This window comes from Flavobacterium chungangensis (assembly GCF_042654045.1).
Lineage (GTDB): Bacteria > Bacteroidota > Bacteroidia > Flavobacteriales > Flavobacteriaceae > Flavobacterium > Flavobacterium chungangensis.
This window is the reverse complement of sequence record NZ_JBHSFY010000023.1, coordinates 44,135-57,316: the sequence shown is the minus strand read 5'-3', so window position 1 is coordinate 57,316 and position 13,182 is coordinate 44,135. Positions and strand designations below refer to the sequence as shown.

The following is a 13,182-nucleotide window of genomic DNA, read 5'->3' as shown; positions in this document are numbered from 1 at the left end:
AAAAATAAAATGAGTGTTTTAAATGCCGTGAGAAACAAAATAATCCATCGAGTTTTTGCGGTAATAAAAAACCAAACCTTTTATGAAAAAGATTTGGTTTTATCATAGAAATCAGGATGACAAAAAAGCGAACATAAATCTGCTTAATCTGTAAAATCTGCGAGATTAAAAAAACTTCGTGTCTTTGTGCCTTTGTGGCAAAACCTTAGTAAGTTTGTAATATGAAAAATTTCGACTTAAGAACAGTAAACGTCATGCGATATATAGCGCCACTGCGCGAAGGCGGTTCTTTACCCGCTTTGGCAGAAGCCGATGACGATTTTAAATATGTATTAAAATTTAGAGGAGCCGGACACGGCGTAAAAGCCTTAATAGCCGAATTAGTTGGCGGACAAATAGCAAAAGCCTTAAAATTACAATTACCAGAATTAGTATTCGCTAATCTTGACGAAGCTTTCGGAAGAACCGAAGCCGATGAAGAAATCCAGGATTTACTGCAAGGAAGCCAAGGATTAAATCTGGCACTTCATTTCTTATCTGGCGCCATTACTTTTGATCCTGCTGTAACCACTGTAGATGCTAAATTAGCTTCACAAATTGTTTGGCTAGACGCTTATATTACAAACGTAGACAGAACTTTCAAAAATACCAATATGCTGATTTGGCATAAAGAATTATGGCTGATTGATCACGGTGCATGTTTGTATTTTCATCATTCTTGGAACAATTGGGAACAGCATGCCAAAAGTCCGTTTGCGCTGATAAAAGATCACGTTTTATTGCCACAAGCTTCACTTTTAAAAGAAGTTGATGCAGAGTTTAAAGCGATTCTTACGCCAGAAATTTTAGAAGAAATTGTCAATACAATTCCAGTAGATTGGCTGCAATGGGAAGACGCAGACGAAACTCCAGAAGGATTGCGAAATGTTTATTTGCAGTTTTTAAAAACAAGATTAGAGAATTCAGAAATATTTGTAAATCAGGCTCAAAATGCAAGATAATCACCTATACGAATATGCTGTGATTCGTGTTGTGCCAAGGGTAGAACGCGAAGAATTCCTGAATATCGGAATCATTTTGTTTTGCAAAAAAGCCAAATTTATAAAGGTTCTTTTTCATTTAAATAAAGAAAAAATACAAGCCCTTTCTTCTGATTTTGACATCGAACAATTAGAATGTAATCTGACTTCGTTAGTAAAAATCGCCAACGGAGCAAAAGACGGCGGTCCAATTGCTGAGTTTGAGATTCCAGAGCGTTTTAGATGGTTAACCGCCATTAGAAGCTCGGCCATTCAAACCTCAAGACCTCATCCTGGTTTAAGTCAGGATTTGGAGAAAACCATTCAGCGTTTGTTTGAGGAGTTGGTGCTTTAGGGAAAGGTTCAAAGTTGCAGAGGTTCAAAGTTACAAAGTTTTTTCTGTAGAGAAGCACTGCAGTGCGTCTATTTGTTTGCCACAGATTAATAGGATTAAAATGATTTTTGTTTCACGCAGATTTTGCAGATTCACGCAGATTTGATTTAATTAATAATCTAATTTTAAATCTGCTTCAATCTTTTTAAATCTGCGTGAAAAATCTTTTCATCTTCCCTGCAAACACTTATAAAGATTACGAGATTAAAAAAAACTTTGTGCCTTTGTGTCTTCGTGGCAAAATAAAAAAATAAAAAACCACGAACTGCATCGCTGCAATCCGTGGTTCTAACTAAAAACTAACTTACTTTTTATTCTAATTCAATTTAAAAAGAGCCACAAACATTCCCACCTAAAGTAGGTCCTGCATTTGCAGAAATATCAGCTTTAACCGCAGTTTTATTCAATTTTACGATGGAGTAAGGCGGAGTAAAAGCAGTACCACTTCCAGCCTGAGTTCCTGTTACATTCGTAAATACGTTATCAGTAGAAGTAACGGCAGTAAAACCAGACATTAAATCGATTGGATTTTTTACACCTTCAAAAACATTGCTTTCTACGCGAATATTAGCTTCAAAACCTGCAGCAACACATTTGTTACTTACGGTGCTGTTAAATAAACTGTTTACAATATGCACTTTTCCAAAACGAACTCTTGGCATTCTTTCTTTACAGCCTGGAGCCCACCAGCATCTTGCAAAAGTAATTCTCAATTTACCGCGATCACCAGTTGCACCATCACTTGAACCAATTAAATTTGAATATCTATGATCATCTGATCCTCCAGAACCGCCTGCTTTAGGAGGTTTTAGGTAGTGGAATTTAGAATACGTAACCGAGATATAATCTGATTTGTTTTTGATGTCGAAGTTTCCATCAACACCATCTCTAAATTCGCAGTGATCTACCCAAACGTTTGTACATTCGTCAAGGATTGCATTATCCCATCCGTCAGTGTCATAAGCGCCTGGACCTTCAAAAATCAAGTTTCTGATGATGATGTTTTTACATCTTTTAATGTTGATGATTCCAGAACCATCTTTGGTTTGATTTGTCGAAACCAATTTTGCTCCACTTGCGCCATAAATTGTTTTCCCAGTTTGATCTTGAAAAGACAATCTTGTTGTAATTGTAATGGTTCCAGAGACTTTAATCACCTTTACAGATGTGTTCTCAATAGCCGATTTTAACTGAGCATAAGTAGTAACTGTAGTTTCGGCAGCAGAGCCACCACCAGTTGTACCTCCGTTTTGAGAAGCCCATCCTGGAACCTCAGCGCAGTTTCCAATTTTACCCGTCGGGTTGGTTGCAGCTGTTTCAACGGTTGTTTCATTGCTTTGAATCCCTGCTTCAGTGTTTGAAGCGATTTCTTCAGAATTACATGCTGTAAATCCGAAAATCAATGTTGCAGCGAACATTGAAAGTTTTGATTTTAAGTTCATATACGTTTGGTTATTTAAAAAAGTTTAACAGCGCAAAACTCAGTATTATTTGTAGGAAAAAAGTTGAACAAGTTCAAACTTTTACAAAAAAATCTACGAAATGTGTTTTTTTAACACTTGTAAATTTACAAAAATGCACAAATAGCGTATTTTTACGTAATCGATTACATTGGTTAAGCCCCTAATTAATGATGAATCGAAAAACAAACTTATTCCTTAAACAAAAACCACAAAAAAATGTACAACCTACTAAGAAAAAACATTGAAAGGAAAATTCCGCTCACGGATGAAGAATGGGACATTATTGTCTCTAAAGCCGAATTGATAAAGCTGAAAAAGAATCAGTTTTTGCAAATTCAAAATTCTCAGAATAGTTATGAGGGTTTCATTTTAAAAGGATCATTTAAAACCTACATTCTAAACGAAAACGGAACAGAAACGGTTATTTTCTTTTCTTTCGAAAACGAATGGATGTGTGATCTGGAAAGTTTTTATCATCAAAAGCCGACAACGTACAACATCAAAGCTATTGAAGACAGTGAAATAGTGGTCATCAATAAAATGCAAAAAGCGTATTTGTTTGCCGTAATTCCGAAACTCATTAAGTTTCATGTCCTGATGATTGAACGCGCTAATGTCGCCATTCAGCAACGGCTTTTAGATGTGCTCAACAAAACCTCCAAACAGCGTTATTTGGATTTTAAAGAACGTTATCCGCAAAAGGTAAGTTCTATAAACAATAAGAATCTTTCGTCGTATTTGGGCGTTTCGCACGAGTTTTTATCGAAGATAAAGAGAACGGTTTCTTGATTTTTTTAGGTTCAAAGATGCAGAGTAACAAAGTGACAAAGGTTTTTCTGTATAGACGCACTGCGGTGCGTCTAGGTATTTGCCACAGATTAAAGAGATTAAAATGATTTTTGTTTCACGCAGATTTTGCAGATTAAGCAGATTTAATTTAATAAATGATCTATTTTAAATCTGCTTAAATCTTTTTAAATCTGCGTGAAAAATCTTTGCGCCTCTGCTCTTAATAGCTATCAGAATTGCGCGATTAAAAAACTTCGAGTCTTTGTGCCTTCGTGGCAAGTATTAAAAATTCAACACTCCAAAAAGACATTCAGTAGAAAAATGAAGCCTTACATTTTCCTTTTCTTCATTTTCAATAACCAATACATCATAAGGTTCTACATGATACGGCTTTTCATTGATTGTAATAACGGTTGTATCTAAAGAAAATACAATTACGACTTCAGCATTACAATTCTGGTTACTATTAATTACTTCCAGTTTATGATGGGATATTTTTTCAGAAACCATCCAATTAAAATCAGTGCCTTTTGTGAAAGAAGTTACTTCATCATCCGAATTAAATTCCATGATTTCATATTTCTCGTATGCCTTTTTTTCTTTGTTTACCTCAACATTTAAGACATTATCAAGCATAACCAGATATCGATAATAACCTTTAAATTTGGTAAACTCTGAAGGCACTTCCTCTATTGTAGCACTGCTTATCCTGAACCCAAAATCTCTATCGGCATAAATGGCTGTTTTTGGATAAATCATATATTCGTATGTCAATCCGCCACTCCAAATAGAGGGTTTAGTTTTTTTTTTAGAGACAAGCTGTATGTTCATTTATTGAATATTTTAAAAATTTTATTCTCTTTTTTTGTCCTCCTGAGCGAAGTCGAAGGATTATAAGTAGCTCGACAAAGAAAAAAAACTTTGCTGAATAGTTTGGCGATCCTTCGACTTCGCTCAGGAAGACAAACCGTATAAAAAAAAAACTTCGCATCTCTGCTCCCGATAGCTATCGGGATTGCGAGATTAAAAAAAATTAGCGAATCTCTGCGTAGTTCTTTGCGAATCTTTGTGGTATAACCCTACAACACTTTCTCCAAATAAATAAACTCCAAAGGTTCAGCAGAAACAGTAGTATGAATTTCACTCTCAGGAAAAGCTTCACGTTTTCCAGTATCCACATAACCATGACGTTTGTACCACGCCACAAGCTCTTCGCGAACTGAAATTACCGTCATAATAATACTCGTTAATCCCAAAGATTTTGCATGATTTTCGGCTTCTGCCAAAAGCTTTTTCCCGATGCCGCTGTTTTGAAGTTCTGGCGAAACGGTAAGCATTCCTAAATACAATTGATGACCTTTCTCAACCAATAAAACCGAACCAATAATCTTGTCATTTTCTGTAAATTTTAGAATCGTATTTTTGGGATCAAGAAATATTTCAGTCATTTCTTGTTCGTCGGTTCTTTTTCCTTCTAGTAAATGCGCTTCGGTTGTCCAGCCTTTTTTAGAAGTTTCACCTCTGTATGCTGAATTTATTAAGATGGTTAATGCAGGAATGTCTTGTAGTAATGCTTTTGTAATCACGAGTAATATATTCTGAAATTAATTTTTCAAAGATAAAAAAAGCTGCAAAATTATAATTGCAGCTTTTAGTATATAATAAATGGTTGCTATAATTATCTAAGCGAATATGCTGCGATGGTTTTCTTGAAAAGAGAAGGGACATAGACTATTTTTTTCTCCTTGTCGAGTCCTATATCGGCTGTGTAATATTCTTCTTTTCTGGTATCTGAAAGGATTTCTTTTGAGCCATCTTTATGTACGTAATAAATAACTCCAGTCCAGCAGCTCACAATAAACGCATTGTCTGTTATTGGCTCAATTCCATCTGTGTTTTCATCCATGCCTTCTGCCAAAAGCTGTTTATTCTTTTTAGGATCTATTTTGTATAATGATCCGCTGTCTAAAAAATACAAATCGGTATCGATAGCTTTTAGGCCATTAGGCTTGTTTAGGTTTTCTAAGTAAACAGTTGCAATATCATTTTCTAATTTGAAAATTTTACCCACTTTTGGGTCAGACACATAAACAACACCTTTTTTATCAACAGTCACATCGTTTAATATTTTGGCAGCATCAACGGTTATTTTTTTCAGTATTTTTTGTTGTTTGATATCTATAATTACAATTTCTGTAAGGTCGGCTACAAATAACTTATTATTGAATTTTGCCATTCCTTTTGGAGCATTTAAACCTGATATCCAATTTAAATTAATGATTTTTCCATCGACAGTTAATTTTCCTATGCTTCCTTTCCCGTCACGTTCAGCTGGCGAACCATCCATTAAAGAGGTATATAAAATCTGATCTGCTTTGTCGAATAATACCGATTCAGGAATTGGTAAAATGCTATCGGTTATCCAAATTCTATTTAAAGAATGTTGAGCAATACTCGAAAAACTTATTGTAAATAGCACTAAAACATAATAAACTTTTTTTTTCATTTTGATTGGCTTTTGAATTTCTTTGTGTTCACGAATTGGATGCTCGCGCTAGCGAGAGGAAACTAAAAATTAGGAATTGGTAGTAACTCGTCTGTAAGGAAATAATTCATTTGCTCATTAGTTAGATTACAAATTTGTCTGCATGTTTCAATGTCATTTGGAGCAGGTTGATTTGGGAAGAAATATTCTTTATCGTACGTACTTGCAAAATTAAACTCAATTTCAGTTAAATTACCGTCTTCATTGTATGAAGCGCTAAAGACTTGAAAATCTTTGTCGAGAATTGTACCATCTTCTAAATTTGGAACACAATAATTATTGTAAATATTTTCACTATAGAAATATTTAACCGAGCCATCATGTAAAGGTTGGTTGCTAATGATGTCAATTTGATTATATGCTATTACTCTTCCTCGATTATCCCTTAACAGAGTGTTTTTTAATTCTAGAATCCCATCTTCAATATAATCTTCATTTTCTATAGTAAAATTATTTGAATTTTGTCTAGTTCTAATTCTAAAAACATTTGTGTCAGGATATTCTTTAGACAGATTTTCTAAAATATTATTTTCATTACTCTCTTTATAATAAGTAACATAAAGTTTTCCGCTTGCATAATTAGTTTCTATTTTCTTAACAATGTTATTAGCATGAAACTCTTTCTTATAAGCATTCATTTTTAATGCCTGATTTTCTGAAATTGATTCATTAAGAAAATTCTTGTATATAATTACCATAATTATTTTGTTTTTATTGTTAAAACCATTTGTAGTCACTGGCTAGCACTAGCGAAAAAGTTAAGATATGCTTGGCTCTATTTATCTTTTAAAATTAATTATAATATTATTGTTGTCTGTAATTCTTGACTCGTCAAGCCAATTTAAATTCATTCCCCTTGCTAGCGCGAGCGTCCCGCTCGTGCCCGTTCCAATTGGTTTTTGAATTTCTTTGTGTTCACGAACGTGACGCTCGAATTAGCGCGGGAGGTTGTTTATTTTTAATTAATAACTTAGGGTATTTTGTTTGACTTTTTCAATTAAGCTATTTTCTTTTTCGATTAATTTTTCAAATGGAGCTTTATTTGGAAGATGTTGCTTTTGATATTGTTCAATTAGCGGAATCGTTAAAACAATCTTTAAGGTGTTATAATAATCACTGATTTCAGTTCTTTTTTGATTGATCGTTTTGGTTAAATTCTCTACATTAGATTTTTGAATGCTATATTTTTCTTCACTTTTTGCAATCAGATTTGAGATTTTCTGCTTCATTACACTATCTCGTATACTATTAATATGTCTGTTTGCCGATGCATAATAATCTTCAGATTTTTGATTATAATTATAAAAAATATCTGTTGTATCTCTTGTTTTCAGTTCTTTTAATTCATTTTCTAGATTTTTCAGTTCAGGAGATTTGTCTACAAGTTCCTGAAACAAGTCTTCAACTAAATCATTACCACTTTTAAGTCTTCCTAAATCAATAGATTTTTCTTCGAAAGCTTTTGGTTCTTCATTATTTCTATGAACGGTTTCATTTTTTTGACAAGATATCAAGAGAATTAATGAAAGGGAAGCGATTTTTTTGAGCATAGTTTTAAATATCAAGTTGAACGAAAACGAAGCTACAAAAAAAGGACTCATTTCTAATTTATATTTGTAAGGAATTTTTGGTTGAAGAAATGTATAAATTGCATTATAAAATAGCTTTAACCTAATATTTTGTGTTTTTTGACTAAATTTGATTTTGTAAATTCGTACAAATTCCTAAAAAAGTATCTTACAAAAATGCTTTTGTTTTTTACAAGAATTTATTTTTGTTTAAGAATTTTAAATATCTTTGAATTATGAGTACAGCAACAAAACCAAAACATATCGGCAGAAATATAAGCCGTATCAGAGAGCTTAAAGATATGAAACAGGATGCCCTGGCACTGGCTTTAGGCATAAGCCAGCAGATGGTTTCGAATATTGAAAACAGCGAAACGGTTGACGAGCAAAGATTAATTGAGATTGCAAAAGCCCTTGGAGTTTCTGTTGAAGCAATTAAAAACTTTTCGGAAGAAGCGGTTTTTAATATTATTGGAAATACTTTCCAAGATCACGGTACTATTCCTATTATTACAACAGGTGATTACAATTGTACTTTTAATCCTTTAGATAAAGTTGTTGAACTTTACGAACGTTTGGTGCAAGCTGAAAAAGATAAAGTGGAATATTTGGAGAAATTATTGAATGGGAAATAAACGTTTGAAGATATATTAAATTGAGAAGAGACCTTTGATGAGGTCTCTTTTTTTTGTTCTATTGCTATTACAAGTACTGCGCTTGTGTTAACTGGAAGTTAAATAAAATGGAATACTACTTAAGGTTGTATTTTAATTTTGAAAAATAAGCAAATTTATTAAACTTCTTCTTCTATATTTTTGACATTAGAATATTTTTCCATATATCTAGATAGTTCTTTAAAAGCTAAAGGATATTTTCTTTTTCTTTCTTCTAAAGAAAATGGTATAATTACATCGTCTCCAATATATTTTTGGAAGAGATTATTTAAGATTTGATCTCCTTCATATAAACAATCAATTTCATATTCTCTAATAAAATGTATATTATTGGAATATTTGTTCAAAAAATCATCTTTTATTAAGCTTTCGATAGGATTGTCTAAATGTAAGCAAATGAAACCATTTCTCTCATTTTGGATTTTGCACTTGTTTTTTAACCACGTTGGTGCTCTTTTAATTTTGGAATTAAATAGAAAATTATATTTTTCTGACTTTATGAATATTCTTGAATTATAGGGAAGACTTTCGTAGGTCTCATCATTCCATGATCTAGCCTCTATTGCAGCTAAATAATCTGGAATTGAATTAGTTTTATTTTCTGAGAACAATGCAAATCTATCATCTAAGTCTAATTCTAAACCATCATCAGGTATCGAATCAAATTGAATCAATACAGCATTAATTTTATTTAATTTTTTAATGAAATAATTATAGTTTAATATAAAACCTTTTTTAGAAATAAGTATTGTGTTTAGAAATTCTTTTAATGAATAACTTTCATCAGTATATTGCAAAGTGCCGTATGACGCTTCATTTAATACTGATGTATTATATTCAATTGCACTTGGATGATTTAATTTCGAACTGTGTAAAAAGAGTTTACCATCATTTATATAGCTGTTATTGTTGAAAACTAATAAATATGCAATAAAATCTTTATAAACATCAACCAGTAAGTCATAATTAAAGCTAAGTCTTTCTGAAATTGAGTTACGATCAAGAGTTAGTGGTAAGATAGCATTATTATCAAAAACACTTACATGTGGAACGCTAAACAATAAATTTAAATACAATCCACTATTGCTATATGATCTAGATGGTATCAAAATTCCATTGCAAGTAAATTTTACATTAGCAAAACTTTTATCATATGTCCAAAGAATTTTATTATATCCTAATGAATCGATTGAATTCCATTCTATAGGCAAAAGATCATTATTTTCTGGATTTGTCTTTTTGTAGGGAATTAATTTTTTATTAAATAATGAATATTTAATTTCTGGCTTTGATAGAGTATACCATTTAGTCCATTCATGTCCTTTTTTTATAAATTCTTTTATTTTATTTTCATCAATTTTTATTTTTATAAATGTACCTTCAGTAATATTTGGATCTTTTAAAACATTAATCAATTCAGTATTAAGATTTGCGCTAAATTTATAACCTTGATGGCTTTCATTCTTTTTTGTTTCTATGTATATTTCTTTGCCAATTAAAAATGCAGAAAGAATACCAACCCCGAATCTACCACTCCTTCTGATTTTAGCCTTTCCTTCTTCGTCTAAAAATTCTTTTCTCCATTCTAGGCTTTTTCTATATGATGCACCCGCACTTAAGAAATAGTTCTTTATTATTTCTATATCCATTCCCAGACCATTGTCTGTTATTTTGAAATATGTAAAACCATCTTTTTCTTTTTGGATGTCAACAGTAATTAAAGATTTATATTTGGAATTACCTTTTTTCTCCTCAATAAATTCTCGTTCTTGACAAGCGTCTATTGAGTTTTGTAATAATTCTCTAACTCCGAAAGAAATATTATCTCCATATAATGGTGCAACTAAAAGTTTAATAATTTCATCATTAGTCTTAAAAAGAAAACTATCGGCAACGTAAACTTGTTTATTTATAAAATTAATTGTCTCTAAATTAGAAGTAATGCGCCTAAATTTTATTTTCGGTTTATCTCTTCCTTCTGAATTGCCATATAGTTCACCAAGTACTGCCCAAGAAATGTCAAATTCATATTGAATATCCTTAAAAAGTTTTTTCAATTTTATAAACATTTTACTGTCTTCAGGAGATGCAGTTACAAAAATTCTTTCAGGATCATCATGCCATTTATCATCAACATTGTCTATAGAATAATGCGCATAATTTTCCATTTTAGAAATAGGGCTTGAAAAAGTTTTAGACTTTAGAAGAACTTTTGAGATTCGTGAACTATCTATTTGAATATAATCGGCAATTCTTAAAATAATCATTAAATATGTTGCGTGAATTCCATTTGGAAACCTTTTACTTTCCCTTCCAAACGTATTTTCTATGTAATCTAAACATTTTCGAAGATTCATCCCATGGCTTCTTGCAATTAAGCCAATGATTGAGCGTGTTTTTAAGTTTAACGAATTTGCAAAATTAATCGAGTTAGGTTTTGCAGGAAAACCTTTGATAGCAATTTCATGTGCAATTCTTGCATGGTGCCTTCTAATAAATTCTCCAATAAGTCTTTTATCATTTTCAGTAATTTCACCGGGTTTTGAAAAGGGAGGCATACGTATAATTGTATCCTCATCTCCAAAAATTGAAATTAGTTGTTTACCACTAAACTTCCGAGCTTCATTAACGTAGTCTAACCATAAATCAGACCATTTTTGAGAGTCTAATTCTGTTATTAAAATGTCATCATGTTCCCCATTTATAAGGCATTTAAAACCTTCCAAATCTAAATGCATCCCAATATCATGAAGTATTACAGATAAAATATAATAGCCAATATCATTTACGCTTAATACATTTGAAAAAGTTTCATCTGTAATTAAATTGTCGGATGAAGCTAAAACATCCTCAATATGTTTAATCCCATGATTAGTATATTCATAAAAAAAGAATAGTTTGTTTTCTTTTAATATTTCACCAAAAGTAGCAAGTGTTGTTTTTATAATTCCATCTAACTCTTGATTCTTGTCAAGTACATTTTTAAATCTTTCAGGTAATTTTATATTAGCCATTAATTTGTATTATTTTGATTGGTTATTTCTGATTTTTTTGGTTATTTCAAACATAATAATTTATCTTACAAAAAACTAATTCCAATTAAAAAGAAAACCACAGATTAATACTAAAATGATTAGTATTAATCTGTGGTTTTCTTTTATAAGAAGTAAATAGATTACCTCAAGAAAGCTTTCAACTCCTCGTAAGTCCCAATCTTTACACTAACTTTCTCCTCATTAATAACACTCTCAATTTGAGCAGGAATAGGAAGTGTAATTCCTAGCGCCGGTTCAACAACATCTAAGAATTTAATAGGATGTGCTGTTTCTAAGAAAATACCAATTGCGTTGGGGTGTTTCTCTAGTTCTTTTTTCAAACCTAAATAACCAACAGCACCGTGTGGCTCTGCGATATAACCGTCTGTGTTGTAGATTTTCTTTAGCGCTTCAAGTGTTTCTTCGTCAGTATAACTATAAGAAGAAAAGTCTTTTTCGAAAGCTTTTAGGTCATTATTGTATAATTCCTGAATCCTAATAAAGTTACTTGGGTTTCCAACGTCCATAGCGTTAGAAATTGTCGCTTTAGAAGGTTTCGGGTCGTATTTTCCGTTTTCTAAGAATCTTGGCACCGTATCGTTTACGTTTGTAGAAGCTACAAAATGCTCAATTGGCAAACCTAATTTCTTTGCCATAATTCCGGCGCAGATATTCCCGAAGTTTCCGCTTGGGCAAGAGAAAACTAAAGGTTTGTTTTGGCTTTTTAATGCTTTGTAAGCAAAGAAGAAATAAAACATTTGCGGTAACCAGCGCGCAATATTAATAGAGTTGGCCGAAGTCAGGTTTTTGTGCGCCAAAGTTTCATCAAGAAACGCTTTTTTCACCATATCCTGACAATCGTCAAAAACACCGTCAACTTCAAGCGCTTTAATGTTTTGTCCTAAAGTAGTCAATTGTTTTTCCTGAATATCGCTCACTTTTCCTGACGGATATAAAATAACAACATCAACGCCGTCAACGCCAAGAAATCCGCTGGCAACGGCTCCGCCCGTATCTCCAGAAGTCGCAACTAAAACGGTGTTTTTAGCGTCTTTTTTGTCTTTATTGAAATAGCCCAAACAACGCGACATAAAACGCGCTCCAACGTCTTTAAAAGCCATTGTTGGTCCGTGAAATAATTCTAGCGAATAGATTCCGTTTTCGACTTTCACCACCGGAAAATCAAAAACTAAAGTTTCAGCAATGATTTCTTTTAGTTTGTCTGCTGGGATTTCGTCACCAACAAATTGTTTGATCGCTTCAAAAGCAATTTCTTCGTGGCTTAAACTTTCGATTTTATCAAAAAAGGAAGGATCAAGCGGTGTTATGCTTTCTGGGAAATATAATCCTTTGTCAGTTGCTAATCCTTGTATAACAGCTTCTTGAAAAGAAACTTTTGGGGCATTATGGTTTAAACTGTAGTATTTCATTTCTAAATTTTAGATTTTAGATTTTAGATTTTAGATTTTTTGGAGAGTAAATTCCAATACTAAAAAACCAAATTCCAATGGTTTGTGTTTATTTAACCGCAAAGAGCGCAAGGAATTGGTTTCTTTTGAAAACGCAGAGTTCGCAAAGCTTTGTGGTTATATTTTTTTATTTCAATAATTTATGTTTTCAATGATGTATTATTTCTGTCAGGCTGAGCGGAGTCGAAGCCCCGCAATGTATAGACATAAAGTATAAACGCACTAT

The 13,182-nt window shown here is 32.3% G+C and carries 12 protein-coding genes; 4 read left to right on the top strand and 8 right to left on the bottom strand.

The window, feature by feature from the left end; translation table 11 throughout:
- The first annotated feature begins 221 nt into the window (after window positions 1–221).
- Together ACFO3N_RS24215 and ACFO3N_RS24210 are read left to right on the top strand one after the other, a co-directional pair.
- Window positions 222–1,001, top strand: a complete 780-nt coding sequence (locus ACFO3N_RS24215; protein ID WP_379801410.1) for a HipA family kinase — start codon at window positions 222–224, stop codon at window positions 999–1,001.
- Window positions 991–1,374, top strand: coding sequence for a DUF3037 domain-containing protein (locus ACFO3N_RS24210; protein WP_248726265.1), 384 nt, complete (start codon window positions 991–993; stop codon window positions 1,372–1,374). Before ACFO3N_RS24215 ends, ACFO3N_RS24210 begins: the two co-directional genes overlap by 11 nt.
- A gap of 365 nt (window positions 1,375–1,739) precedes the next feature.
- Here the strand turns inward: ACFO3N_RS24210 and ACFO3N_RS24205 are convergent, their stop codons facing one another.
- Window positions 1,740–2,855, bottom strand: coding sequence for a pectate lyase family protein (locus ACFO3N_RS24205; protein WP_379801409.1), 1,116 nt, complete (start codon window positions 2,853–2,855; stop codon window positions 1,740–1,742).
- Between the two features lie 237 nt (window positions 2,856–3,092).
- Between ACFO3N_RS24205 and ACFO3N_RS24200 the strand changes: the two genes are divergently transcribed.
- Window positions 3,093–3,665 (top strand): Crp/Fnr family transcriptional regulator, encoded by a 573-nt coding sequence (locus tag ACFO3N_RS24200; protein ID WP_229352141.1) that lies wholly within the window; start codon window positions 3,093–3,095, stop codon window positions 3,663–3,665.
- 282 nt (window positions 3,666–3,947) lie between these two features.
- Here ACFO3N_RS24200 and ACFO3N_RS24195 read toward each other — a convergent pair whose 3' ends face one another.
- The 5 genes from ACFO3N_RS24195 to ACFO3N_RS24175 all read right to left on the bottom strand — a co-directional run bounded on the left by ACFO3N_RS24195 (window position 3,948) and on the right by ACFO3N_RS24175 (window position 7,760).
- Entirely contained in the window at window positions 3,948–4,496 is a 549-nt protein-coding gene (locus tag ACFO3N_RS24195) for a HutD family protein (RefSeq protein ID WP_379801408.1), read from the bottom strand.
- 248 nt (window positions 4,497–4,744) lie between these two features.
- Window positions 4,745–5,251, bottom strand: coding sequence for a GNAT family N-acetyltransferase (locus tag ACFO3N_RS24190; protein ID WP_379801407.1), 507 nt, complete (start codon window positions 5,249–5,251; stop codon window positions 4,745–4,747).
- A gap of 92 nt (window positions 5,252–5,343) precedes the next feature.
- Window positions 5,344–6,171: an SMP-30/gluconolactonase/LRE family protein gene (locus tag ACFO3N_RS24185; protein ID WP_379801406.1), complete on the bottom strand. Its 828-nt coding sequence runs from the start codon at window positions 6,169–6,171 to the stop codon at window positions 5,344–5,346.
- Window positions 6,172–6,233: 62 nt separating this feature from the next.
- Window positions 6,234–6,908, bottom strand: a complete 675-nt coding sequence (locus ACFO3N_RS24180; protein ID WP_379801405.1) for a hypothetical protein — start codon at window positions 6,906–6,908, stop codon at window positions 6,234–6,236.
- A 264-nt stretch (window positions 6,909–7,172) separates the two neighbouring features.
- Entirely contained in the window at window positions 7,173–7,760 is a 588-nt protein-coding gene (locus tag ACFO3N_RS24175; RefSeq protein WP_379801404.1) for a hypothetical protein, read from the bottom strand.
- Between the two features lie 254 nt (window positions 7,761–8,014).
- On the opposite strand from ACFO3N_RS24175, the gene ACFO3N_RS24170 reads away from it, so the two are divergent.
- The gene (locus ACFO3N_RS24170) at window positions 8,015–8,413 is read left to right on the top strand and encodes a helix-turn-helix domain-containing protein (protein WP_274256179.1); all 399 of its coding nucleotides are present in this window, start codon (window positions 8,015–8,017) and stop codon (window positions 8,411–8,413) included.
- 158 nt (window positions 8,414–8,571) lie between these two features.
- Here ACFO3N_RS24170 and ACFO3N_RS24165 read toward each other — a convergent pair whose 3' ends face one another.
- Window positions 8,572–11,466: an HD domain-containing protein gene (locus tag ACFO3N_RS24165; protein ID WP_379801403.1), complete on the bottom strand. Its 2,895-nt coding sequence runs from the start codon at window positions 11,464–11,466 to the stop codon at window positions 8,572–8,574.
- 161 nt (window positions 11,467–11,627) lie between these two features.
- Window positions 11,628–12,917 (bottom strand): threonine synthase, encoded by a 1,290-nt coding sequence (gene thrC, locus ACFO3N_RS24160; RefSeq protein ID WP_379801402.1) that lies wholly within the window; start codon window positions 12,915–12,917, stop codon window positions 11,628–11,630.
- Between the last annotated feature and the right edge of the window lie 265 nt (window positions 12,918–13,182).

Bases quoted from the DNA above. Each gene is read 5' to 3' on its own strand.
- ACFO3N_RS24215 (WP_379801410.1), top strand. From the start codon at position 222: ATGAAAAATTTCGACTTAAGAACAGTAAACGTCATGCGATATATAGCG.
- ACFO3N_RS24210 (WP_248726265.1), top strand. From the start codon at position 991: ATGCAAGATAATCACCTATACGAATATGCTGTGATTCGTGTTGTGCCA.
- ACFO3N_RS24205 (WP_379801409.1), bottom strand. From the start codon at position 2,855: ATGAACTTAAAATCAAAACTTTCAATGTTCGCTGCAACATTGATTTTC.
- ACFO3N_RS24200 (WP_229352141.1), top strand. From the start codon at position 3,093: ATGTACAACCTACTAAGAAAAAACATTGAAAGGAAAATTCCGCTCACG.
- ACFO3N_RS24195 (WP_379801408.1), bottom strand. From the start codon at position 4,496: ATGAACATACAGCTTGTCTCTAAAAAAAAAACTAAACCCTCTATTTGG.
- ACFO3N_RS24185 (WP_379801406.1), bottom strand. From the start codon at position 6,171: ATGAAAAAAAAAGTTTATTATGTTTTAGTGCTATTTACAATAAGTTTT.
- ACFO3N_RS24180 (WP_379801405.1), bottom strand. From the start codon at position 6,908: ATGGTAATTATATACAAGAATTTTCTTAATGAATCAATTTCAGAAAAT.
- ACFO3N_RS24175 (WP_379801404.1), bottom strand. From the start codon at position 7,760: ATGCTCAAAAAAATCGCTTCCCTTTCATTAATTCTCTTGATATCTTGT.
- ACFO3N_RS24170 (WP_274256179.1), top strand. From the start codon at position 8,015: ATGAGTACAGCAACAAAACCAAAACATATCGGCAGAAATATAAGCCGT.
- ACFO3N_RS24165 (WP_379801403.1), bottom strand. From the start codon at position 11,466: ATGGCTAATATAAAATTACCTGAAAGATTTAAAAATGTACTTGACAAG.
- thrC (WP_379801402.1), bottom strand. From the start codon at position 12,917: ATGAAATACTACAGTTTAAACCATAATGCCCCAAAAGTTTCTTTTCAA.